Source organism: Kocuria salina, assembly GCF_013368965.1.
Taxonomy (GTDB): Bacteria; Actinomycetota; Actinomycetes; order Actinomycetales; family Micrococcaceae; genus Kocuria; species Kocuria rosea.
Window position 1 is genome coordinate 358,595 of record NZ_SSSF01000003.1, and the last position, 23,234, is coordinate 381,828.

Sequence of the window (23,234 nt, forward strand, 5' to 3'; positions counted from 1 at the left end):
CGGGGCGCACTTCAGGGCGCGGCAGCCTGGGCGAACAAGGTGTCACCCGGAGATCATGGTGCGCTCCGGTCCGTGTCGGTGCGGGCCGGGGCGCCGACGGCATCGAAGAAGCCGGTGCCGGCGGGGGATCACCGGAGGATCTGAGGCGGTGGAGCCGAGGACCCCGGGGCATCCGACCGGGGCGCTGCCCCTCATGATGCCCGCTGTCCTCGCCGCGCCGGGCGCGGTCTCCTACCCCTGGATCTGCTGCGGGTGCCTCTCCAGCTTAGCACCCTGACCGTCGACGCGCAGACGGAGGACACGCCAGGAGACGGAATCGGCCCCGGGGGCGGCGAGCTCCGCGAGGGCCTGCTCCGTCTCCTGCGCCTGGTCCCGGTCCCCGGCGAGGACCAGGACGGTCGGCCCGGCCCCGGAGATCATGGCCGGCAGCCCGCGGGCCCGCAGCGCGGCCATCAGCCGGGCGCTGGGGGGCATGGCCGAGGCCCGGTACGGCTGGTGCAGCCGGTCCTCGGTGGCGGGCAGCAGCAGCTCGGGTCGCCGCGTGAGGGCCTCGACGAGCAGGGCCGTCCGCCCGGCGTTGACCGCGGCGTCGTGGTGCGGGACGGTCGCGGGCAGCAGGGAGCGGGCGAGGCGGGTGGGGACCTCGAAGTCGGGGATCGCCACCACCGGCACGACGTCCTCGTGGACGGTCACGGGGGCGCTGCGGTAGCCGTCCGCGTCGGTCCACGAGATCACGAGCCCCCCGAAGAGGGAGGGGGCCACGTTGTCCGGATGGCCCTCCATCGCGGCGGCGACCTGGAGCAGTCGCCGGTCGTCGAGGGCGCGCTCCGCGGGCAGCAGCGCGTTCGCCGCGAGCACGCCGGCCACCACGGCCGAGGCGCTCGAGCCCATCCCGCGGCCGTGCGGGATCCGGTTGGTCGCCTCGAGCCGCAGCCCCGGCAGCTCCTCGACGCCCGCGGCCCGGAAGGCGGCCCGCATGGCGCGGACCACCAGGTGCTCCGCGGACCGGGGCACGGACGCGGAGCCCTCCCCGTGCAGCTCGAATTCGAGGCCGCCGCCGGTCACGGTGACGGCGAGGTCGTCGTAGTGGCCCAGGGCCAGGCCCAGGCTGTCGTAGCCCGGGCCCACGTTGCCGGTGGAACCGGGGACGCTCACCGCCACCCGCTGGCCGATCTCGAACATCCGGGACTACTCCAGGCCCAGCGCGGCGGCGACGGCGACCACGTCGAAGGGCACGCGCGTGGGCTCGGCCAGCGAGGGGTCCTCCCGCTCGGCGGCCTTGATCGCCCACTGCGGGTCCTTGAGACCGTGGCCGGTCACGGTGATGACCACCGTCTGCCCGGTGGGGGCCTCCCCCGCGGCGTGCTTCTGGAGCAGGCCGGCCACGCCCGCGGCGGAGCCCGGCTCGACGAACACGCCCTCCTTGGCCGAGAGCCACCGGTGGGCGGTCAGGATCTCGTCGTCCGAGACGGAGCCGATGAGCCCGCCGGACTCGTCGCGGGCGGCGATCGCCGAGTCCCAGGAGGCGGGGTTGCCGATCCGGATGGCGGTCGCGATGGTCTCGGGCTCCGTGACGGGGTGGCCGAGGACCAGCGGGGCCGCGCCCTCGGCCTGGAAGCCCCACATCACGGGCAGCTTCGTCGAGACGGCCGGCAGCTCCCCCGCCGTGGCGGAGGCGTAGGGCCGGGCGTACTCCTGGTAGCCCTTCCAGTACGCGGTGATGTTGCCGGCGTTGCCGACCGGCAGGATGTGCAGGTCCGGGGCGTCGCCGAGGGTGTCGACCACCTCGAACGCCCCGGTCTTCTGGCCCTCGATCCGGTACGGGTTCACGGAGTTGACGAGGAACACGGGGTAGGACTCGGAGAGCTTGCGGGCCACCTCGAGGCAGTTGTCGAAGTTGCCGTCCACCTGGATGATGTCCGCGCCGTGCGCCACGGCCTGCGAGAGCTTGCCCATGGCGATCCGCCCCTCCGGCACGAGCACCGCGCACGTGAGCCCGGCCTGCTTGGCGTAGGCCGCGGCGGAGGCGGAGGTGTTGCCGGTCGAGGCGCACACGACGGCCTCGGCGCCCTCCTCCTTGGCCTTCGTGATCGCCATGGTCATGCCCCGGTCCTTGAACGAGCCGGTCGGGTTCATGCCCTCGAACTTCAGCCAGACGGTGTTGCCGGTGAGCTCCGAGAGGGCGCGCGCCCGGATCAGCGGCGTACCGCCCTCCCCCATCGTGATGACCTCGGTGGAGCCGGAGACCGGCAGCCGGTCCCGGTACTCGTTGATGACGCCCTGCCAGACGTGTGCCATGTGCTGGATCTCTTCCTGTGGACTCGGTGGTGCGGGGGGTGCTCGTGCGGGGTGCTCGCGGGGGGGGCGTGCGGCGGCACCCCCTCCGGGTGCGGTGCCGCCCGCAGGCGGCACCGCGGGGCGGATCAGTCGGCGTGCTCCACACGGATCACGCCGGCGACCTCCTCGACGAAGGGCAGCTCGCGCAGGGCGTCCACCGTGGCCACGAGGTCCTTGTTCGCGCCCCGGTGGGTCACCAGCCGGATCTCCGAGAGCTGCGGGTCGCCGTGCGGGTGGTCCGTCTGCTGCATCGTGAAGATCGACACGCCGTGGTCGGCGAAGACCTGGGCGATCCGCGCCAGGACGCCGAGCCGGTCCTGGACCGTCAGGGTGATCGAGAAGCTCGTGCGGACGTCGTCCATCGGCGCGGCGGCGAGCTGGGCGTGGGGGTCCGCGCCCTGGGCCGGGCCGCCGAGCACGAGCCGGCGCGCGGCCGAGACGAAGTCGCCCAGCACGGCCGAGGCGGTGGCGGCGCCGCCGGCGCCCGCGCCGTAGAACATGAGGGACCCGGCGTTCGCGGCCTCGACGAACACGGCGTTGTAGGCGCCGTGCACGCCGGCCAGCGGGTGCTCCCGCGGGATCATGGTCGGGGTGACCCGCAGGTTCACCCCGCCCGGGCAGCGCTCGCACACCGCCAGGAGCTTGATGACGTAGCCGGCCTCGCGGGCGGCGGCGACGTCCGCGGCGGTGACCCCGGTGATGCCGCGGCAGTACACGTCGTCGATGGTGAAGGTCGAGTGGAAGGCCAGGGACGCGAGGATCGCGGCCTTCGCCGCGGCGTCGTGGCCCTCCACGTCGGCGGTGGGGTCCGCCTCGGCGTAGCCGAGCTCCTGCGCCTCGGCGAGCGCGTCGTGGAACTGCGCGCCGGTGGTGTCCATCTGGTCGAGGATGTAGTTCGTGGTGCCGTTCATGATGCCCAGCACGCGGTCCACCCGGTCCCCCGCGAGGGAGTCCTGCATGGGGCGCACGATGGGGATCGCCCCGGCCACGGCGGCCTCGTAGGACAGGGGCACGCCGGCGGCGTCGGCCGCGTCCTGGAGCTGGCGGCCGTGCCGGGCGATGAGGGCCTTGTTGCCCGAGATCACCGGCTTGCCGGCGTGCAGGGCCCGCAGGATGCGGCTGCGGGCCGGCTCGATGCCGCCGGTCAGCTCGATGACCACGTCCGCGGCGTCGACGAGGGCCTCGGCGTCGGTCGTGAGCAGCTCCTCGGGCAGCTCGACCGTCCGCCGGGCGGCCAGGTCGCGCACGGCGATGCCGATGAGCTCCACGGGTGCGCCCACGCGGGCGGCGAACTCGGGGCCGTGGTCGAGCAGGGTCCGGGCCACCTCGGCGCCGACGTTGCCGGCACCGAGCAGGGCGACCTTCACGGTCGAGGGCGGGCGGGTGGTCTCAGGGGTCGAGGCGGTCAATCAGGCTCCCAGGTCGCGGGCGAACAGGTCTTCTTCGGTCTCGCCCCGCACGATGAGCCGGGCCTCCGACCGGTCGCCGGCGGCGCGCACGGCGACGACCGGCGGGCGGGCGATCCAGTTGTAGTTGCTGGACAGGGCCCAGCAGTAGGCGCCGGTGGCGGGCACGGCCAGGACGTCCCCGGGGGCGAGGTCCTCGGGCAGGTAGACGTCCCGGACCACGATGTCCCCGGACTCGCAGTGCTTGCCCACCACCCGGGAGAGCACGGGGGCCCCCTCGGCGCGGCGGTTCGCGAGCACGGCCGTGTAGTCGGCCCCGTAGAGCACGGGCCGGGCGTTGTCGCTCATCCCGCCGTCCACGGAGACGTACCGGCGCTGCGCGCCGGACTCCGCGGTGACGGTCTTCAGGGTGCCCACGGTGTAGAGGGTGCACGCGGCCGGCCCGGAGATCGCGCGGCCGGGCTCGATGGACAGGTGCGGGACCGCCATCCGCAGGGACCGGGCCGTGGTGGCCACCTGGTCCGCGAGGGCCTCGGCGATCTCGCGGGCCGGGCGGGGGGTGTCGGCCTCGGTGTAGGCGATGCCGTAGCCGCCGCCGAGGTCGAGCTCCGGGAGGGTCAGGCCGAAGCGCTCGTCGGCGGCGGCCATGAAGGCGAGCACCCGCTCCGCTGCCATCCCGAAGCCGTCGGCGTCGAAGATCTGGGAGCCGATGTGGCAGTGGATCCCGCGCAGGTCGAGCTCGGGCTCCAGGACGCACGCGGCGACGGCCTGCATCGCGGGGCTGTCCCCCCCGCCCTCGGGCGGGGCGAGGGACAGGCCGAACTTCTGGTCCTCGTGGGCGGTGGCGATGAACTCGTGCGTGGACGCGTGCACGCCGGGGGTGACCCGGATCAGGACGGGGGCGACGACGCCGAGGGTGCGCGCCAGGTGGGCCACGAGCTCGATCTCGGCGAGGGAGTCCACGACGATCCGGCCGAGGCCGTGGTCGAGGGCGCGGGTGATCTCGGCGGCGGACTTGTTGTTCCCGTGCAGGGCGATCCGGGCGGGCTCCATGCCGCCGCGCAGGGCGACGGCCAGCTCCCCGCCCGAGGCGGTGTCCACGTTGAGGCCCTCCTCGCGCAGCCAGCGCACCACCTCGGTGGTCAGGAAGGACTTGCCGGCGTAGTAGACGGAGACCTCGGCCCCGATCCGCGCGAACGCCTCGGTGAAGGCGGCGCGGAACTCGCGGGCGCGCGCCCGGAAGGTGTCCTCGGAGTAGACGTAGGAGGGAGTGCCGTAGCGCTCGGCGAGCTCCGGGACGGGGATCCCCGAGACGGCCAGCACGCCGTCCTCGCCGCGGCGGAACGCCTCGGGCCAGATGACGGGGTCGAGGGCGTCGAGGTCCTCGGGGACGCTGAGCCAGGCCGGTGCCAGGGGGGAGCCCCCGGTGCGGGTGGTCGGGTCGGCGGTCATGCGATCACATCCTCTCCGGCGCGGACACGCCGAGCACGCCCAGGCCGTTGGCCAGGACCTGGCGTGCGGCGTCGTTGAGCCACAGGCGGGTGCGGTGCAGGTCGGTGACCTCGTCCTCGCCCTGCGGCGCCACGCGGCACGCGTCGTACCAGCGGTGGTAGGTCCCGGCGAGCACCTCGAGGTGGCGCGCCACGCGGTGCGGCTCGCGGTACTCGGCGGCCTGGGCGAGCACCGACGGGTACTGGCCGAGGGCGGCCAGCAGCTCCCCCTCCATCGGGTGGTCGAGCAGCGAGGCGTCGAACACGGCCTCCCCCCGCTCGTCCGTGCGGGCGACCCCCGCCGCCTCGGCGTTGCGCCCCACCGCGCACGTGCGGGCGTGGGCGTACTGGACGTAGAACACCGGGTTCTCGTTGGAGCGCCGGGTCAGCAGGCCCAGGTCGATGTCGATGTTGGAGTCCACGGAGAAACGGGTCAGCGAGTACCGGGCGGCGTCGACGCCGACGGCCTCCACGAGGTCCTCCATGGTCACCACGTTGCCGGCGCGCTTGGACATCCGCACGGGCACCCCGTCCTTGACGAGGTTGACCATCTGGCCGATGAGGACCTCGACCCGGTCCGGGGCGTCGCCCAGGGCGGCGGCGGCGGCCTTGAGCCGGGCCACGTAGCCGTGGTGGTCGGCGCCGAGCATGTAGATGCACAGGTCCGCGCCGCGGTCCCGCTTGTCCTTGAAGTAGGCGATGTCCCCGGCGATGTAGGCGGCCTGGCCGTCGGACTTGATGACCACCCGGTCCTTGTCGTCGCCGTAGGCGCTCGAGCGCAGCCACCAGGCGCCGTCCGCGAAGTAGAGGGCGCCGGAGGTCTTGAGCTGCTCGAGGAGCTTCTCCACGGCGCCCTGGTCGAACAGGGACTGCTCGTGGAAGTACACGTCGAAGTCCACGCCGAAGTCGTGCAGCGAGGACTTGATCTCGGCGAACATCAGCTCGACGCCCGCGGCGCGGAACGCCTCCTGGGGGTCCCCGGAGTCGAGGACGCCGGGGTTCTCGGCGACGATGCGCGCGGCGATGTCGGTGATGTACTCCCCGCCGTAGCCGTCCTCGGGGGCGGGCTCGCCCTGGGCGCGGGCCAGCAGGGAGCGGGCGAAGCGGTCGATCTGCGCGCCGGCGTCGTTGAAGTAGTACTCGCGCACCACGTCCGCGCCCTGCGCCTCGAGCACGCGGGCGAGGGAGTCGCCGACCGCGGCCCAGCGGGTGCCGCCCAGGTGGACGGGGCCGGTGGGGTTCGCGGAGACGAACTCCAGGTTGACGGACGTCCCGGCCAGCGACCGAGCCCGGCCGAAGGCCTCGCCCTGCTCCACGACGGTGCGGGCGATCTCCCCGGCGGCGGCGGCGTCCAGGGTGATGTTGAGGAAGCCCGGCCCGGCAACGTCCACGGCGGCCACGCCCGCGGTGCCCTGGAGGCGGTCACGGACCACGGCGGCGACGTCGCGCGGGGCGCGCCCCACCTTCTTGGCCAGCTGCATGGCGACGTTGGTCGCCCAGTCCCCGTGCTCCCGGTTCTTCGGTCGCTCGATCCGCACCTCCGGCAGCGGAGCGCCGTCGGCGAGGGCGAGGTCGCCCCGGGCCACGGCGTCCTGCAGGCATGCGGATACGGCGAGAGAAAGTTGTTCTGGAGTCACCGGACCAGTGTAACCGGGCGCCGTGGAGCGCCCGCGCCGGGTGGTCCACGAGCACCCCGCGAAACCTGCTAGTATCGTCGAGGTTCATCGCTGCGGCGGTGAAAGGCCCGCGTAGCTCAGGGGATAGAGCGTCTGCCTCCGGAGCAGAAGGCCGTAGGTTCGAATCCTACCGCGGGCACCACTCGGGACGAAGGCCCCGGACCACTCGGTCCGGGGCCTTCGTCGTGCCCGGCCCGGGCCGGTCAGCGGCGCTCCGCGGGTCGGCCGGTGCCGGCGCCCCGGTCCCCCGCCTCCTCGGCCCGCCGGTACCGGACAGGCTGCCCGCCGCGGACCCGGGCGACGGCGTAGAGCAGCACGCCCACGGCGAGGACGATCCCACCGCGTGCCCACACCCCGGCCTCCAGCTGGGTCAGCAGCACGAGGCAGGACAGGACGGCGAGCACCGGCAGGGGCGTCCAGGCACAGAAGTGCCGGTGCTCGACCGCCTCCCGGCGCAGCACGAGGACGGCGACGTTCGTGCTGATGAAGACGATGAGCAGCAGCAGCACCACCGTCTCCGCCAGCACGGCCACCCCACCGGTGAGGGTCAGCGCCAGCGCGGCGAGGGTCGTGACGACGATGGCCACCCACGGGGTGCCGCGGCCCGGCAGGACCCGGCCCAGCACGGCGGGGAAGAGTCCCTGCACGGCCATGCCGTAGGTGAGGCGGCTGGCCATGATCATGGTCAGCAGGGCCCCGTTGGCCACCGCGACCAGGGCGAGGAGGCTGAACAGCCAGCCGGGCACCGGGACCCCGGTGGCCGTCACCACGTCCAGCAGCGGGGCGCTCGAGGACTCCAGCCGGTCGGCCGGCAGGGCCACCGACGCCGCCGTGCCGACCAGCACGTACATCGCCCCGGCCACCAGGAGGGACCCGAACAGGGCCCGGGGGTAGACCCGCGACACGTCGCGGACCTCCTCGGCCATGTTGGCCGAGGTCTCGAAGCCCACGAAGGAGTAGTACGCGAGCAGTGCGGCGCCCAGCACGCCCAGCAGCGGGTCGACGTCCTCGCCGAAGCGCACCGCGCGCCCGACGTCGCCGCCCCCGCCGCCGAGCATCACGGCGACGGCCACGACGACCAGGACCAGCCCCGAGACCTCGAGCGCCGTCATGACGACGTTGGCGCGCAGCGACTCCTTGATCCCGCGCGCGTTGAGCAGGGCGATGGCGACGAGGAACACGATGGCCCCGGCAGCCGGGGGCACGTCCACGAAGACCGCGAGATAGTCCCCGCTGAAGGCCAGGGCCAGCGCGGACGCGCTGACCACGCCGGCGGTGAGCATGCAGAAGCCCACGAGGTAGGGCACGATCGGGACGCGGAAGGCGCGGTGGGCGAAGACCGCCGCCCCGCCCGCCCGCGGGTACTTGGTGACGAGCTCGGCATAGGACGCGGCCGTCAGCAGGGCCAGCAGCAGCGCCACGAGCATCGGCGCCCAGGTGACGCCGCCCACCTCCCCCGCGATGATGCCCACGAGGGCGTAGACCCCGGCGCCGAGGACGTCTCCGAGGATGAACAGGAACAGGAGGGGCCCGGTGATGTGCTTCTTGAGGCCCGGACCGTCAGCAGGCTGATTGAGCATGGGACGAGTCTAGGCCGACCGCCCGGCGCAGGAGGCCGGGGCCCCGGTCGTGGGCCCGTCAGTCGCGGGCGCCGGGGTCCCGGCGCCCCGGGCCGCGGAACTCGTCCGGGTCGTAGGGGCGCACGGGCCCGTCGCCGAACTGTTCGTCGAGCAGCCGGTCCTCCTGGCTGGGACCCTCCCCCGCCGAGCGGCGCCAGTTGAACCCGGCGATCGCCAGGGCCCCTCCGCCGAGCAGGGTCACGGCGCCCACCACGACGACCACCACCGCGCGCCCGCTCAGGCCCGTCCCGTCCTCCGCCGAGACGCGCGCCAGGTGGTGGATGGCCTCGGGCACGGTGAACGTGGAGACGAACAGGGCCACCACGCCCACGGCCAGCAGCCACCCTCCGGTGCGTCGGCGGGCGTGGTGCGGGTCGGGGGTCTGGCTCACGGGGCTGCTCTCCTGGCCTTCTGGACGTGCTGCTGGGCTCTGCCGGGCGGACCGCCCGGCGACGCGCGACGGGGCGGGCCGTGCCCGGCCCGCCCCGTCCTCGTCCGCGCCGGTCGTGGACCGGCGGCCGGTGCCGTCCGGTCAGGAACCGTCCTCGGTCTTGACGCTCTCGAACAGCGTAGCGTCGTCGAACGCCTCCTGCCCCGCCCCGGGCTGCAGCCGGCGGAACTGCTCGAGCAGTCCGGGCACCGTCATCGACTGCTTCTGCGCGGCGTCGAGCTCGAAGAGGATCCGGCCCTCGTGCATCATGATGAGCCGGTTGCCCAGGCGCAGGGCCTGGTCCATGTTGTGCGTGACCATCACCGTGGTGAGGTGCTGCTCGGCCACGATGTCCGCGGTGAGCCGGGACACGAGGTCCGCGCGCTGCGGGTCGAGGGCCGCCGTGTGCTCGTCGAGGAGCAGGATGCGCGGCTCGGAGAACGTCGCCATGAGCAGGGACAGCGCCTGCCGCTGGCCGCCGGAGAGCAGCCCCACCTTGGCGCCCAGCCGGTTCTCCAGGCCCAGCTCGAGGCTGGCCAGTTTGTCGCGGAAGAGCTGGCGGCGGGCGCTCGTGAGCCCCGGGGCGAGCCCGCGGGACTTGCCCCGCTGGTACGCGATCGCCATGTTCTGCTCGACCGTCATGGTGGGCGAGGAACCCTTCATGGGGTCCTGGAACACGCGGGACAGGTACCGGGCGCGCTTGTGCTCGGGCAGCCGGGTGACGTCGGTGTCGTCGACCCGCACCGTGCCGGTGTCCGGGATCAGGCTCCCCGAGATGGCGTTGAGGATCGTCGACTTGCCGGCGCCGTTGGAGCCGATGACGGTGAGGAAGTCGCCCTCCGCCAGGGTCAGCGAGACTCCGGCGAGGGCGCGCCGCTCGTTGACGGTCCCGGCGAAGAACGTCTTGTGGACGTTGTCGATGGTGAGCACGGCTCAGGCACCTGCCTTCGTGGTCGCGGGGGTGTCGGTGAGGTCGTCGACGAGCCGCGCCGCCTCGCTCGCCAGGTGCCGCTCCCTGCGGCGCCGGAAGAACTGCAGCTGGGGCAACACGAGCGCGGCCACCACGAGGACCGCGGAGATCAGCTTCATGTCGGACGGGTTGAGGCCCGCCTGCAGGGCCACGGTGATGACCAGACGGTAGACGACCGAGCCGAGGACGACGGCGAGGGTCGCCATCACCACCGTGCGCGAGCCGAAGAGCCCCTGGCCGAGGATCACGGAGGCGAGGCCGACGACGATGAGGCCGATGCCCATGCCGATGTCGGCGAAGCCCTGGTACTGGGCCACGAGGGACCCGGCGAGGCCCACGAGCCCGTTGGACAGGCACAGGCCCAGCATCTTCTGGTGGTCCGTGTTCACGCCGAAGGAGCGGATCATCTCCGGGTTGTCGCCGGTGGCCTGCATGGCGAGGCCGGCGTCCGTGTAGAGGAACCAGTCGAGGAGGACCTTGACCACGGCCACCCCGAGCAGGAACAGGGCGATGCCGATCCACGTCCCCTGCACGCCCATCTCGGCCAGCGGGGTGAAGACCGTGTCCTCGCGCAGCAGCGACAGGTTCGCGCGCCCGTCCATGACGCGCAGGTTGATGGAGTAGAGCGCGGTCATGGTGAGGATGCCCGCGAGCAGCCCGTTGATGTGGGCCTTGGTGTGGAGCAGGCCCGTGATGAGCCCGGCGAGCGCACCGGTCAGGAAACCGGCGGCGGTGGCGAGCCAGGGGCTGCCGCCGCCGAGGATGATCATCGCCGTGGTGGCGGCGCCCGTGGTGAAGGACTGGTCGACCGTCAGGTCGGGGAAGTCGAGCACCCGGAACGTGAGGTAGACGCCCAGCGCCATGACCGCGTAGAGCAGTCCGAGTTCGATACCGGCTATCACTTCTGCTGGATCCGTTCTGGTTGGTGGGAGACGGGGGCCGTCCGCCGATCGGGCGGGCGCGTCCTCCGTCGGAGGGGTGCCGCGAGGGCGGGGGCCGGGCGGGCCGGCGTCCGGGGTCTCCGGACGCCGGCGCCGTACCGGCCGCCCGGGACTACTCGATGACCTGGTCGGCGGAGTCCTGGAGCTCCTGGGGGACCTCCACGCCCATCCGCTCGGCGGCCTGCAGGTTGATGATCAGCTGCGTGTCCTCCTGGGACTCGACGGGCATGGAGGCGGGGTCCCCGCCCTCCTTGAGGATGCGCACGGCCATCTCGCCGGTCTGGCGGCCGAGCTGCTCGTAGTCCAGGCCCTGGGTGATGAGGGCGCCGCGCTCCACGGAGTCGCCCTCGCCGGCGATGAGGGGGATCTTCTTGGACTCGGCGGCGGAGATCACGGCCTCGAGGCCGGAGACCACCTTGTTGTCGGTGGGCACGTAGATGGCGTCGGTGTCCAGGGACTCGGCGGCCTGGGCCACCTCGGAGGTGTTGGTCACCGACTTCTCGACGACCTCCAGCCCCTCCTCCGCGGCGGCCTCCTTCGCGAGGTCCACCTGGACCTGGGAGTTGGTCTCGCCCGAGCTGTAGATGATGCCCACGGACTCCGCCGCCGGGTCGAGCTGCTTGATCAGCGCGATCTGCTCGGCGACCGGGTTCATGTCGGTGGTCCCGGTGACGTTGCCGCCGGGGCTCTCGAGGGAGTCGACCAGCCCGGCCTCGACCGGGTCGGTGACGGCCGTGAACAGCACCGGGCGGTCGGTGACCGACTGGGCCAGGCCCTGGGCGGACGGCGTCGCGATCGCCAGGACGAGGTCCGCGTCCGAGGACGCCATGTTGGAGGCGATGCTGGTGGAGGTGCCCTGGTCCCCGGAGGCGTTCTGGAGGTCGACGGTGAGGTTCTCCCCCTCCGTGTAGCCGCCCTCCTCGAGCGCGGCGAGGAAGCCCTCCCGGGCGGAGTCGAGCGAGGGGTGCTCCACGAACTGGCTGATCCCGACGGCGGCCTCGCCGCCGCCCCCGCCGCCGGCGGGCTCGGTGTCGGAGCCGCCGCAGGCCGTGAGCAGCAGGGCGGTGGAGGCGAGGGCCGCCGTCATCGGGAACAGTCGCTTCATGGTGGGTCCTTTCGGGAACGAGTGGTGTCAGCGATATTACCTTCCGTTCGGTCACAAAATGAGAGGCAGCTCACAAGTGGTGACATAACGGCTCCGACGGCGTGTCGGCGGTGCCCGATCGTCCACCGGGACCGGGCCCTCCGCGGCCCGCGTCCCCGGTAGGATCGGGAGGTCATGTCAGCATCCCTGAGCAGCCCCCGAACCATCGTCTACCCCGAGAACCTCCCGGTCTCCGCGCGCCGCGAGGACATCATGGGCGCGATCGCCGCGCACCAGGTGGTCGTGATCGCCGGCGAGACCGGGTCCGGCAAGACGACCCAGATCCCCAAGATGTGCCTCGAGCTCGGCCTGGGCGAGCGCGGCCTGATCGGCCACACCCAGCCGCGGCGGATCGCCGCGCGCTCGGTCGCGGAGCGGATCTCCTCGGAGCTCGGCGAGAAGATCGGCGGCACGGTCGGCTACCAGGTGCGCTTCACCTCCGAGGTGGGCGCGGACTCACGGGTCAAGCTGATGACGGACGGCATCCTGCTCGCCGAGATCCAGCACGACCGCCTGCTGCAGAAGTACTCGGCGATCATCATCGACGAGGCCCACGAGCGCTCCCTCAACATCGACTTCCTGCTGGGCTACCTCCGGCGGATCCTGCCCCGGCGCCCCGACCTCAAGGTGATCATCACCTCGGCCACGATCGACCCCGAGCGCTTCGCCCGGCACTTCGCGCCGGAGACGGCCGAGGGCGGCGAGCCGGGGCGGGCCCCCGTCATCGAGGTCTCGGGCCGCACGTACCCGGTGGAGATCCGCTGGCGCCCGCTGGCCCAGCCGCGCTCCGGGGACGGCGGCCAGGACGCCGAGGACGCCCGCGACGGGCTGGAGGACGAGGACCGGGACCCGATCGACGCCGTGTGCGACGCCGTCGAGGAGCTCTCCGCGGAGCCGCCCGGGGACATCCTGATCTTCTTCGCCGGCGAGCGGGAGATCCGCGACGCCCAGGAGGCGCTGCAGGGCACCCTGAAACGGGTCCGGGGCCTGGCCGACGCCGAGATCCTGCCCCTGTTCGGCCGGCTGTCCATGGCGGAGCAGCACCGGGTGTTCGCGCCGTCGGGCCGCCGCCGGATCGTGCTGGCCACCAACGTGGCCGAGACGTCGCTGACCGTCCCCGGCATCAAGTACGTGATCGACCCGGGCACGGCCCGCATCTCGCGCTACTCGGCGCGGACCAAGGTGCAGCGCCTCCCGATCGAGCGGATCTCCCAGGCCTCGGCGAACCAGCGGGCGGGACGCTGCGGGCGCGTCTCGGACGGCATCTGCATCCGGCTGTACTCGGAGGAGGACTACCTCTCCCGCCCGGAGTTCACCGACCCCGAGATCCTGCGCACGTCCCTGGCGGCCGTGATCCTGCAGATGACCTCGGTGGGGGTCGTCAAGGAGCCCGGGGACATCGAGCGCTTCCCCTTCGTGGAGCCGCCGGAGTCCCGGGCCGTCAAGGACGGCGTGGCCCTGCTCCGGGAGCTGGGCGCCCTCAAGGAGCCGCGGGGCGCGTCCCCGCGGGGCGGGCGGGACGACGACGCCCGCGGCGGGCCCCTCACCCCGGTGGGCCGCCAGCTGGCGCAGCTGCCGGTGGACCCGCGGCTGGGCCGGATGATCGTGGAGGCGGACCGGCGGGGCTGCGCCCGGGAGGTCATGGTCCTCGCGGCGGCGCTGACCGTCCAGGACCCCCGCGAGCGCCCCCTGGAGAAGCGGCAGCAGGCGGACGAGCTGCACAAGCGGTTCTTCGACGAGAACTCCGACTTCACGAGCTGGCTGCTGCTGTGGCGCTACGTGCAGGAGCAGCAGGAGGAGCTCTCCTCGACGCAGTTCCGGAAGCTGTGCCGGCGGGAGCACCTGAACTTCCTGCGCATCCGGGAGTGGCAGGACCTCTACGCCCAGCTGCGCCAGATGGGCCAGCAGGTCGGCATCCGGGTCGGCAAGGGCCGCGAGGTGGACCCCTCCGGGAAGGAGCGGGAGATCCACGTCTCGCTGCTGGCGGGGCTGCTCAGCCACATCGGGCTCAAGGACGAGCGCAAGCGGGAGTACCAGGGCGCCCGCGGCTCGCGGTTCGCCGTCTTCCCGGGCTCCAACCTGTTCAAGAAGTCCCCCGACTGGGTCATGTCCGCCGAGCTCGTGGAGACCTCCCGGCTGTGGGCCCGCGTCAACGCCGCGATCGACCCGCTGTGGGCCGAGGAGCTGGCCCCGCACCTGGTCAAGCGCAGCGTCTCGGAGCCCCACTGGTCCCGCGCGCAGGGATCCGTGATGGCCTACGAGAAGGTCACCCTCTACGGCGTGCCCGTCGTGGCCCAGCGCCGGATCAACTTCTGGCGGGTGGACCCCGCCCTGGCGCGGGAGCTGTTCCTCCGCCACGCCCTCGTGGAGGGCGACTGGCAGACCCGGCACCGGTTCTGGGCGCGCAACCGCAAGCGCCTGGCCGAGGTCGAGGAGCTCGAGAACCGGCTGCGCCGCAAGGACCTGCGGATCGACGACGAGGCCCTGTTCGCGTTCTACGACGCCCGGATCCCCGAGTCCGTGGTCTCGGCACGGCACTTCGACGCGTGGTGGAAGAAGGCCCGCCAGCAGGACGAGCACCTCCTGGACCTGGACCCCGAGGACCTGATCGCCGAGGAGGCCGGCGGCTACGACGAGTCGCTCTACCCGCGCCAGTGGGTCCGGCGCACCCGGGACGGGGAGCTGGTGCTGGACCTCGCCTACGAGTTCGCCCCGGGCTCCGACCAGGCGGACGGCGTGACCGTGCGCGTGCCCGTGCTGTTCCTCAACCAGCTGGAGCCGGAGCAGTTCCGGTGGCAGATCCCCGGGTTCCGCACCGAGCTCGTCACCGCGCTCATCAAGTCCCTGCCGAAGGCCGTGCGCCGCAACTTCGTGCCCGCCCCCGACGTCGCCCGCCAGGCGGTGGCGATGCTCGACGCCGACTTCGACCCCGCCGTCGACGCCCTCGAGCCGTCCCTGGAGCTGGTCCTGCGCCGGCTCAAGGGCCACGTGGTCCCGCCGGGCTCCTGGAACTGGGAGGCCGTCCCGGCCCACCTGCGGATGCGCTTCGAGGTGCGGGACCGCCGCAACCGGGTGCTGGGCGAGGGCGAGGACCTCGAGGCGCTCCGGTCGGAGCTGCACGACGAGATCCGTGCCGCCCTGGCCGAGTCCCTGGGCGCGGTGCCCGGCGCGGCCCCCGGCGCCCCGGCCGGCGGCCCCGCCCGGAACGGCCCGCGTTCCCCCGCGCCCCGGCCCCCGGACGCGGCGCCGGCCCCGCCGGCGCTCGAGCGCTCGGGGCTGACGGCGTGGCCCGAGGAGGACCTGCCGCGCAGCGTGGAGACGACGGTGACGGGCCAGCGGATCACCGGGTGGCCGGCGCTCGTCCCCGAGCGTCCCCGGGCCGCGGGGAGCCGGCCCGCCGGCCGGGAGGCCACGGTGGCCGTGCGCATCCTGTCCTCCGCCGCCGAGCAGCGGGCCGCCCAGCGCCGCGGGGTGATCACGCTGCTGCAGCTGCGCATCCCCTCCCCCGAGCGGTACGTGCTGGAGCACCTCAACAACCGGGAGAAGCTGGTCTTCACGCAGAACCCGCACGGGTCGGTGACCGAGCTCATCGCGGACTGCACGGTCGCGGCCATCGACAAGCTCACGCCGCCCGAGCCCCCCTTCACCCGGGCGGAGTTCGACGCGCTGCACGAGCACGTGCGGGCCGAGCTCATCGACACCGTCTTCCAGGTCACCGCGCTCGTGGAGCAGGTGCTCTCCGGGGCCGCCCGGATCCGCAAGCAGCTCAAGCGGTCGTCCTCGCTCGCCGCGGTGAACTCGCTCAACGACGTCAAGACCCAGCTCGAGCACCTCGTGCACCCGGGCTTCGTCGCCGCCACCGGCTACGACCAGCTCCAGCACCTGCCCCGCTACGTGCGGGCGATGGAGGTGCGGCTCGAGAAGCTCGCCGGCCACCTGCAGCGGGACACGGTCGGGATGCTCGCCGTGCAGAAGCTCGAGGACGACTACGACGCCGCGCTGGACGCCCTGCCGACGCACGCCCCGGTCCCGGACGAGCTGCGCCGGGTGGCCTGGATGATCGAGGAGCTGCGGGTCTCGCTGTTCGCCCAGGAGCTGGGCACCGCCCACACCGTCTCGGAGAAGCGGATCCGCAAGGCCCTCAAGGACGCCCTCGGGGCCGCCCGGGCCTGACCCGGCGGCCGGTCAGGCCTGCGGCACGGCGGACCCGTGCCCGGCCTCGACGAGGGCGGCCCGGATCCGCTCCGCGGCCTCGTCCATCCAGGCGGGGTCCGGGTCGCGGAGCACGTTGACGAACTGGAACTGCTCGACCGTCTCCGCCGGCCACACGTGCACGTGGGTGTGCGGGACCTCGAAGCCCTGGATCATCTGGCCCACCCGCGCCGGCCGCCAGACGGCGTCGATGGCCCGCCCGATGCGCTGAGAGACCACCATCAGGTGCGCCGCCAGGTCCTCCGGCAGGTCGACCCAGTGGTCGTGCTCCTCGCGCGGGACCACGAGCGTGTGGCCCTGCGCGAGCGGGTCGATCGACAGGAAGCCGACGCAGCGCTCGTCCTGCCAGACGAAACGGCCGGGGATCTCCCCCTCGATGATCTTCGTGAAGACGGTGCTCACAGGTGCTCCCTTTCGGTGGTGGGTCGGGTGCGGTCGGCGGGCCGGGCGGTCCCGCGGCTACAGGGCGACGCGCTCGCCGACGGCGAGGTGGCGGTACTCGGCCCCGTACTTGGCGGCGAACGAGGTGAGCTGGCCCTCGATCACGCCGAGGCCGTTGTCGGAGAGCAGGCCGTCGTGGATCTGGAAGACCCGCTCGGGGCGCACGGACACCACGAAGTCGACGACCTCCGCCAGCTTGTTCCACGGCGCGTGGATCGGCGCCAGCAGCACGGGGGCGGAGAGCCCGTGCGGGACCACCAGCGAGTCGCCGGGGTGGTAGACCGTGTCCTCGACCAGGTAGCCGATGTTGTCCACGGTGCGGATGAGCGTGTGGATCAGCGCGTGCTGGCCGCCGAACGTCCGCACGGTGAAGCCCTCGAGCTCCAGCACGGTCTCGGGCTCGGCGTCGTGGATCGCGTGGCCCTCCCCCAGGGCCTCCCGGAGCCCCGCGGCCACCGGGGCCGGGGCGTACACCTGCACCTCCGGGTGCGCCCGGAGGTGCGCGTGCACCGGCTCGGGGTCGAGGTGGTCCGGGTGCTCGTGCGTGACGAGCAGGACGTCGGCCCCGTCGAGGGCCTCCGCCAGCTCCTCCCGTCCGGAGAACTTGCCCGGGTCGATCACCAGGACCCTGCCCGCGTTCTCGAGCCGCACGCACGAGTGGGTGTACTTGATGAGCTCCATGGGCCCACCCTAACCCCGGGTCCCACCGGCCGGCGGGGCACGTTCCGCGCGGTCCTTGTTAAGCTGGTGCCCGGCCCGGGCACCAGCGACGAGAGGACGAGGCGTGAGCGTGAGAACCAGCGGGGGGAGCGCCGGGGAGGTCCGCAACACCCGGCAGCGCCGCGCCGTCGCGCGGGCGCTCGCGTCCTTGGAGGACTTCATCTCCACGCAGGACCTGCACGCCCTGCTGCGGGAGCGCGGCGACTCCGTCTCCCTGGCCACGACCTACCGGATCCTGCAGTCGATGTCCGAGCTCGGCGAGCTGGACGTCCTGCGCAGCGACGACGGCGAGGCGATCTACCGCCGCTGCGCCGCCGAGCACCACCACCATCACCTGGTGTGCCGCCGCTGCGGCGCCGCCGTGGAGCTCGAGGCCCCCGCGGTCGAGGAGTGGGCCGGGCGCACCGCCGCCGCCCACGGCTTCACCGAGGTGGACCACACGGTCGAGATCACCGGCCTGTGCGCCGCCTGCGCGGCGCGGCGGGCCGATGCCTGAGCCGGGCCCGTCCCGCGGCGTCTTCGTCCTGGCGGTCAACCCGTGCGCCGGCCGCGGCCGGGCCCTCGAGGACGCCCACCGGGCCGCGGAGCTCCTGCGGACCGGCGGTGACGAGGCCGTGGTGCTCTCCGCCGCGGACCTCGGCACCCTGGTGGGGCTGGTGCGCGACCGGCTGCGGGCGCACGCCCTCACCACCCGGGCGCTCGTGGTCGTGGGCGGGGACGGGATGGTGCAGGCCGGCCTCGGCGTGCTCGTGGAGCTCGCCGCGCAGGGCGTCGACGTCCCGCTGGGCGTGGTGCCGTGCGGGACCGGCAACGACCTGGCCCGCCACCTGCGCGTGCCGCTCCGGGACCCGGTGGCCGCGGCCGGGCGGATCCTGCGCCGGCTCGACGACCCCCGGGACCGCCGCCTCGACGTGGGCCGGGTGCGCTTCGCGGACGGCCGCACGTCCTGCTTCGCGACCGCCCTGTGCGCGGGCTTCGACGCCGTGGTCAACGAGCGGGCCAACCGGTGGCTGCGCCCGGCCGGCTCCTCCCGCTACCTGCTGGCCGTCCTGGTGGAGATCGTGCGGCTGCGCACCGTCCACTACCGGCTCGAGATCGAGGACGCCGGCGGCCGGCGCCGCACGGAGCGCCGGGACGGGGTCCTGCTGAACGTCGCCAACACGTCGTCGATCGGGGGCGGCCTGCGGATCGTGCCCGACGCCCGGGCGGACGACGGGCTGCTGGAGCTGTTCACCGTGGCGCCCCTGGGCCGGGCCCGGTTCCTGCTCCTGTTCCCCCGGCTGTACTCGGGCCGCCACGTGGCGCTGGAGAGCGTGCGGATCGAACGGGTCCGCGCCGTGGCCGTGGACGCCCCGGACGTCACCGTCTACGCGGACGGGGAGCGCCTCGGCCCGCTGCCCGTGCGCGTGGACGTGCTCCCCGCGGCGGTCCGCGTCCTGGCCTGAGCCGGGGCCCGGTCGCGGCGCCGGGCGCCCGGCGCCGCCCGCCGCGGGAGTCCCCGCGGCGGGCGCCGGCCCTTCAGCGCGGCGGCTCCGAGGTGTCCACCCGGTCCCCGCGGCGCTGCCGCCGGTCCTGGGTGGTGTCCCGGATCTCGCCCACCAGCTCCTCGATGACGTCCTCGAGGAACAGCACGCCCAGGGTCTGCCCGCCGGCGTCGACCACGCGCGCCAGGTGCGAGCCCGTGCGCTGCATCGCCGCCAGCGCGTCGTCGATCTCGATGCCGGGACGCAGGTTCGCCAGCGAGCGCACCCGGGTCACCGGCACCGGCTCGTTGTAGCGGCTCTCCGGGATCGAGAGCACGTCCTTGATGTGCAGGTAGCCGTTGAGCTCGCCGTCGTCCTCCGTGAGGGCGAAGCGGGAGAAGCCCGTGCGGGCCACCGCCTTCTCGACGTCCGCCGCGGAGGCGTCCTCGGGCAGCGTGACGAGCTGGTGCAGCGGCACCATCACGTCGGCGGTGCGCTTGGACGAGAACTCGAGCGCGCCGGAGAGCAGGCCCGTCTGGTCCGCCACCGTGCCCTCCTTCGTGGACTCCGCCACGATGGACTGGAGCTCGTCCAGGGTGAAGGTCGAGGACACCTCGTCCTTCGGCTCGATGCCCATGAGCTTCAGGACGTGGTTCGCCGTCCAGTTCAGCGTGGCGATCACCGGCTTGACCATGCGGGAGACGAGCACGAGCGGGGGCGCCAGCAGCAGCACGGCGCGGTCCGCGGCGGACACCGACATGTTCTTCGGCACCATCTCGCCGAACACCACGTGCAGGAAGGTGACCACGAGCAGGGCCGTGAGGAACCCGCTGACGTCGGCGACCTCGGCCGGCACGCCCAGGTGGACCAGCGGGCCGGAGACGATGTGGTGCAGCGCCGGCTCGGAGATGTTGAGGATCAGCAGCGAGCACACGGTGATGCCCAGCTGGCAGCAGGCCAGCATGAGGGACACGTGCTCCATCGCGTACAGCGCGGTCCGGGCCCGCTTGTTGCCCTCCTCGGCCAGCGGCTCGATCTGGCTGCGCCGCGCGGACATGACGGCGAACTCGCCGCCCACGAAGAAGGCGTTGCCCGCCAGGAGCACCACGAGCCACGCGAGGCCTGCCCAGTCGCTCATCGTGCGTCCTCCTCTCGGGCGCCGCTCTCGCGGGCCCCTGCGGGGGCGTCCTCGGGCTCGGCCGGTGCGGGGACGAACCGGATGCGGTCCACGCGGCGCCCCTCCATCCGGGCGACCTCGAGCACGCCGCCCTGGACGGGGACCACGTCCCCGGGCTTCGGGACCTGCCCGAGCCGGTCCATCATGAACCCGCCCATGGTCTCGTAGGCGGGACCGTCCTCGATGTCGAGCTCGGTGATCTGCTCGGAGACCTCGTCGGGGCGCATCAGCCCGGGGAAGTACCACTCGCCCGCCGCGGACTGCAGGGCGCCGAGGCTGAGCCGGTCGTGCTCGTCGGAGACCTCCCCGACCACCTCCTCCACGAGGTCCTCGAGGGTCACGACGCCGGCGGTGCCGCCCCACTCGTCGACGACGACGGCCATCTGGAGCCCGCCGGAGCGCAGCTGCACGAGCAGGGAGTCGAGGTGGACGGTCTCGGGCACGCGCAGGACGTCCTCCATGATCGCCCCGCACTCGAGGGCGGCGCGGCGCTCCGACGGCACGGCCACGGCCTTCTTGACGTGGACCACCCCGCGGACGTCGTCCGGGGAATCGTCCATCACGGGGAACCGGGAGTGCCCGGTGCGGGAGGCGACGGCCACGACGTCCGCGACGGACTCGTGGGAGTCGAGCATCTGCACGCGGATCCGGGGCGTCATGACGTCCGCGGCCGTGCGCTCGGCGAAGGTGAGGGTCTTCGCGACGAACGCGGCGGTGCCGGCGTCCAGGGTGCCCATCTTCGCGGAGCGGCGGACCATCGAGGACAGCTCCTCCGGCGAGCGCGCGCCCGAGAGCTCCTCCTTGGCCTCCATCCCGAACAGGTGCAGGACCCGGTTGGCCACGCCGTTGAGGGTGACGACGAACGGCTTGAACACCGCGGTGAACACGAGCTGGGGACGGGCGACCAACCGCCCCACCCGGAACGCCTCCGCGATGGCCCAGTTCTTGGGCACGAGCTCGCCCAGCAGCATGGACAGCAGCGTGGAGATGAGCATCGACAGCGCCAGGGTCGCTCCCCCGGCGGCCGCCACGGACAGGCCGGTGAGCTCGGCGATCGGTTCCCGCAGGAAGGACTGGAGCGCCAGGTCCAGGGTGTAGCCGGTGAGAAGCGTGGTCAGCGTGATCCCCAGCTGGCAGCTGGAGAGCTGCGTGGACAGGGACTTGAGGCACTTCAGCAGCGGTTCCGCCGCGCGGTCGCCCTCGGCGATCGCCCGGCGCACCGTGGTCTGATCGAGGGCCACGAGGGAGAACTCCACGGCCACGAAGAAGCCCGTGCCGAGGATGAGGAGCAGGCCCGCCGCCAGGAGCAGCCATTCCATCAGGAGCGGCCTCCCGCGGCGGCCCGCCGGGCGGGGACGGGGCGGTCGGCGGCCGGGCGGCCGGGGGCGGAGCGGGGGACGGTGGGCGAGCCGGCTCGGGGGCCGCGGCGGGGGGCGCCGCGGCCGGGCCGGCAACTACTGAACGAGTCCATGAGAGCTCCAGGGTACCGGAGCGGGAGCCCTCCGGCGCCGGTTCAGGACCAGCTGACGGGGCGCGCCCTGCCCTCCTCGTAGCCGGACGCGGACTGGATGCCGACCACGGCCCGGGCCGCGAACTGCTCGAGGGTCGTGGCGCCCGCGTAGGTCATGGAGCTGCGCACGCCCGCGGTGATCTGGTCCACGAGGTCCTCCACGCCGGGGCGCTCGGGGTCGAGGTACATCTTGGAGCTGGAGATGCCCTCCTCGAAGAGCCCCTTGCGGGCGCGGGCGAAGGCGCCCTCGCCGCGGGTGCGCTCGCGCACGGCGCGGGTCGAGGCCATGCCGAAGCTCTCCTTGTACATGCGGCCGTCGGCGTCCACGTTCAGCTCGCCCGGGCCCTCGTGGGTGCCGGCGAACCAGGAGCCCACCATGACCTGGCTGGCCCCGGCCGCCAGGGCGAGGGCGACGTCCCGGGGGTGCTTCACGCCGCCGTCCGCCCAGACGTGCCGGCCCAGCCCGGCGGCGGCCTCGGCGCACTCGAGCACGGCGGAGAACTGGGGCCGGCCCACGGCGGTCATCATCCGGGTGGTGCACATCGCACCGGGGCCCACGCCGACCTTCACGATGTCCGCGCCGGCGTCGACGAGGTCCTGGACGCCGTCGGCGGTGACCACGTTGCCCGCCACGACGGGCACGTCGGGGGCCGCCGCGCGGACCAGCTCGAGGGCCTCCACCATCTTGCGCTGGTGGCCGTGGGCGGTGTCCACCACGAGCACGTCCACGCCGGCGTCGAGCAGCGCCCGGGCCTTGCCCCGGACGTCCCCGTTGATGCCCACGGCGGCGCCCACCCGGAGCCGGCCCGCGCCGTCCAGGGCGGGGGTGTAGATCGTGGAGCGGACCGTGCCCTTGCGGGTCAGCACGCCCACCACCGTGTCGCCGTCGAGCACCGGCGCCACGTGGGCGCGGGTCTGCGCGAGCCGGTCGTAGGCGGCGGCGAGGACGTCGTCGCCGGACCCGGCGCGGACCTCCGCCAGGGTGAACACCGGGGCGTCGGTGCGCATGATCGAGCCGAGCTGGGTGAAGCGGTCCACCTCGGCGCAGTCGGCCGCGAGCACCACCCCGCGGTAGGCCCGCCCCGGACCGCACACCACCACGGCGCCGTGGGGCCGCTTGTGCATGATGCCCAGGGCGTCGTGGACGGTGTCCTCGTCCCCGAGGACCACGGGGGTCTCGAAGCGCGGCGAGCGCTCCTTGACCCAGGACGTGACGTCCGCGATGACGTCGAGCGGGATGTCCTGCGGCAGGATGCCCAGACCGCCGCGGCGGGCCAGCGTCTCGACCATCCGGCGCCCGGTCACGGCGGTCATGTTCGCGGCCACCAGCGGCACGGTGGCGCCCGTGCCGTCGCGCGGGGTGAGGTCGACGTCGAACCGGGAGGTGACCCGGGAGCTCGAGGGGACGAGGAAGACGTCGCTGTAGGTCAGGTCGGACGTGGGGGTGTTGAGAAATCGCACGCGCGCCAGTCTAGCCGGGGCCCGCGACACGCGCGCCGGGGCGGGGCCGCGGACTAGCCATGCCGCCGCGCGGATCACTAGACTCGCCGGAGGTACGGCCGCGCCCGGTCGACGACCGTCCGGCAGGTTCCGGAGGCGGACGCCGCCGGCTGTCACGGGAGACGGCCGGCGAGGAACACCGGCGGCGGGTCCGGACGCTGCCGGGACCGACACTGTGGAGACCGGGCAGACGGCCTC

18 protein-coding genes and 1 tRNA gene are annotated in these 23,234 nt (G+C 73.5%); 4 read left to right on the top strand and 15 right to left on the bottom strand.

Features of this window, described 5'->3' with window-relative positions; all coding sequences use genetic code 11:
• Positions 1–231 precede the first annotated feature (231 nt).
• The 5 genes from thrB to argS form a co-directional block, all read right to left on the bottom strand.
• Positions 232–1,182, bottom strand: coding sequence for a homoserine kinase (thrB, locus tag E7Z53_RS08560; RefSeq protein ID WP_144835948.1), 951 nt, complete (start codon positions 1,180–1,182; stop codon positions 232–234).
• Positions 1,183–1,188: 6 nt separating this feature from the next.
• Complete coding sequence (thrC, locus tag E7Z53_RS08565; RefSeq protein WP_017834411.1) at positions 1,189–2,298, bottom strand: threonine synthase; 1,110 nt, start codon at positions 2,296–2,298, stop codon at positions 1,189–1,191.
• A gap of 125 nt (positions 2,299–2,423) precedes the next feature.
• Positions 2,424–3,746 (bottom strand): homoserine dehydrogenase, encoded by a 1,323-nt coding sequence (locus E7Z53_RS08570; RefSeq protein ID WP_017834410.1) that lies wholly within the window; start codon positions 3,744–3,746, stop codon positions 2,424–2,426.
• Positions 3,747–5,195 (bottom strand): diaminopimelate decarboxylase, encoded by a 1,449-nt coding sequence (lysA, locus tag E7Z53_RS08575; protein ID WP_176337600.1) that lies wholly within the window; start codon positions 5,193–5,195, stop codon positions 3,747–3,749.
• Positions 5,196–5,199: 4 nt separating this feature from the next.
• Complete coding sequence (argS, locus tag E7Z53_RS08580; protein ID WP_176337601.1) at positions 5,200–6,870, bottom strand: arginine--tRNA ligase; 1,671 nt, start codon at positions 6,868–6,870, stop codon at positions 5,200–5,202.
• A gap of 105 nt (positions 6,871–6,975) precedes the next feature.
• Between argS and E7Z53_RS08585 the strand changes: the two genes are divergently transcribed.
• Positions 6,976–7,051: transfer RNA gene (locus E7Z53_RS08585), tRNA-Arg, on the top strand.
• Between the two features lie 61 nt (positions 7,052–7,112).
• On the opposite strand, the gene E7Z53_RS08590 is transcribed toward E7Z53_RS08585, so the two are convergent.
• From E7Z53_RS08590 to E7Z53_RS08610, 5 genes are all read right to left on the bottom strand, one after another.
• Entirely contained in the window at positions 7,113–8,489 is a 1,377-nt protein-coding gene (locus E7Z53_RS08590) for an APC family permease (protein ID WP_176337602.1), read from the bottom strand.
• A 58-nt stretch (positions 8,490–8,547) separates the two neighbouring features.
• Positions 8,548–8,919, bottom strand: a complete 372-nt coding sequence (locus tag E7Z53_RS08595) for a hypothetical protein (RefSeq protein ID WP_017834406.1) — start codon at positions 8,917–8,919, stop codon at positions 8,548–8,550.
• Positions 8,920–9,060: 141 nt separating this feature from the next.
• Positions 9,061–9,888, bottom strand: a complete 828-nt coding sequence (locus E7Z53_RS08600) for an ABC transporter ATP-binding protein (RefSeq protein WP_017834405.1) — start codon at positions 9,886–9,888, stop codon at positions 9,061–9,063.
• Between the two features lie 3 nt (positions 9,889–9,891).
• The gene (locus tag E7Z53_RS08605; protein WP_369597966.1) at positions 9,892–10,830 is read right to left on the bottom strand and encodes an ABC transporter permease; all 939 of its coding nucleotides are present in this window, start codon (positions 10,828–10,830) and stop codon (positions 9,892–9,894) included.
• Between the two features lie 151 nt (positions 10,831–10,981).
• Positions 10,982–11,974 carry an ABC transporter substrate-binding protein gene (locus E7Z53_RS08610; RefSeq protein WP_176337603.1) on the bottom strand — a complete coding sequence of 331 codons (993 nt, stop codon included), beginning with the start codon at positions 11,972–11,974 and terminating at the stop codon, positions 10,982–10,984.
• A gap of 174 nt (positions 11,975–12,148) precedes the next feature.
• Here E7Z53_RS08610 and hrpA point away from each other — a divergent pair, with 174 nt between their 5' ends.
• A complete protein-coding gene (gene hrpA, locus E7Z53_RS08615; protein ID WP_176337604.1) occupies positions 12,149–16,186 on the top strand; it encodes an ATP-dependent RNA helicase HrpA in 4,038 nt (1,345 codons plus the stop codon).
• Between the two features lie 12 nt (positions 16,187–16,198).
• Here the strand turns inward: hrpA and E7Z53_RS08620 are convergent, their stop codons facing one another.
• A complete protein-coding gene (locus E7Z53_RS08620; protein ID WP_017834401.1) occupies positions 16,199–16,627 on the bottom strand; it encodes an HIT family protein in 429 nt (142 codons plus the stop codon).
• 57 nt (positions 16,628–16,684) lie between these two features.
• Positions 16,685–17,347, bottom strand: a complete 663-nt coding sequence (locus E7Z53_RS08625; protein ID WP_176337605.1) for an MBL fold metallo-hydrolase — start codon at positions 17,345–17,347, stop codon at positions 16,685–16,687.
• Positions 17,348–17,450: 103 nt separating this feature from the next.
• On the opposite strand from E7Z53_RS08625, the gene E7Z53_RS08630 reads away from it, so the two are divergent.
• Together E7Z53_RS08630 and E7Z53_RS08635 are read left to right on the top strand one after the other, a co-directional pair.
• On the top strand, positions 17,451–17,882 hold the full coding sequence (locus tag E7Z53_RS08630) for a Fur family transcriptional regulator (RefSeq protein WP_176337606.1): 432 nt from the start codon (positions 17,451–17,453) through the stop codon (positions 17,880–17,882).
• Positions 17,875–18,831 carry a diacylglycerol kinase family protein gene (locus E7Z53_RS08635; RefSeq protein WP_176337607.1) on the top strand — a complete coding sequence of 319 codons (957 nt, stop codon included), beginning with the start codon at positions 17,875–17,877 and terminating at the stop codon, positions 18,829–18,831. The genes E7Z53_RS08630 and E7Z53_RS08635 overlap by 8 nt, the downstream gene beginning before the upstream one ends.
• Before the next feature lie 73 nt (positions 18,832–18,904).
• On the opposite strand, the gene E7Z53_RS08640 is transcribed toward E7Z53_RS08635, so the two are convergent.
• From E7Z53_RS08640 to E7Z53_RS08650, 3 genes are all read right to left on the bottom strand, one after another.
• Positions 18,905–19,987 carry a hemolysin family protein gene (locus E7Z53_RS08640; protein WP_035927290.1) on the bottom strand — a complete coding sequence of 361 codons (1,083 nt, stop codon included), beginning with the start codon at positions 19,985–19,987 and terminating at the stop codon, positions 18,905–18,907.
• The gene (locus E7Z53_RS08645) at positions 19,984–21,345 is read right to left on the bottom strand and encodes a hemolysin family protein (protein WP_017833671.1); all 1,362 of its coding nucleotides are present in this window, start codon (positions 21,343–21,345) and stop codon (positions 19,984–19,986) included. The genes E7Z53_RS08640 and E7Z53_RS08645 overlap by 4 nt, the downstream gene beginning before the upstream one ends.
• A gap of 194 nt (positions 21,346–21,539) precedes the next feature.
• Entirely contained in the window at positions 21,540–22,997 is a 1,458-nt protein-coding gene (locus E7Z53_RS08650; RefSeq protein ID WP_017833670.1) for a GuaB1 family IMP dehydrogenase-related protein, read from the bottom strand.
• Positions 22,998–23,234: the final 237 nt, after the last annotated feature.

Coding starts and splice junctions, on each gene's coding strand:
- E7Z53_RS08635 (WP_176337607.1), top strand. CDS start 17,875: ATGCCTGAGCCGGGCCCGTCCCGCGGCGTCTTCGTCCTGGCGGTCAAC.
- thrB (WP_144835948.1), bottom strand. CDS start 1,182: ATGTTCGAGATCGGCCAGCGGGTGGCGGTGAGCGTCCCCGGTTCCACC.
- lysA (WP_176337600.1), bottom strand. CDS start 5,195: ATGACCGCCGACCCGACCACCCGCACCGGGGGCTCCCCCCTGGCACCG.
- hrpA (WP_176337604.1), top strand. CDS start 12,149: ATGTCAGCATCCCTGAGCAGCCCCCGAACCATCGTCTACCCCGAGAAC.
- E7Z53_RS08610 (WP_176337603.1), bottom strand. CDS start 11,974: ATGAAGCGACTGTTCCCGATGACGGCGGCCCTCGCCTCCACCGCCCTG.
- thrC (WP_017834411.1), bottom strand. CDS start 2,298: ATGGCACACGTCTGGCAGGGCGTCATCAACGAGTACCGGGACCGGCTG.
- E7Z53_RS08640 (WP_035927290.1), bottom strand. CDS start 19,987: ATGAGCGACTGGGCAGGCCTCGCGTGGCTCGTGGTGCTCCTGGCGGGC.
- E7Z53_RS08625 (WP_176337605.1), bottom strand. CDS start 17,347: ATGGAGCTCATCAAGTACACCCACTCGTGCGTGCGGCTCGAGAACGCG.
- E7Z53_RS08590 (WP_176337602.1), bottom strand. CDS start 8,489: ATGCTCAATCAGCCTGCTGACGGTCCGGGCCTCAAGAAGCACATCACC.
- E7Z53_RS08645 (WP_017833671.1), bottom strand. CDS start 21,345: ATGGAATGGCTGCTCCTGGCGGCGGGCCTGCTCCTCATCCTCGGCACG.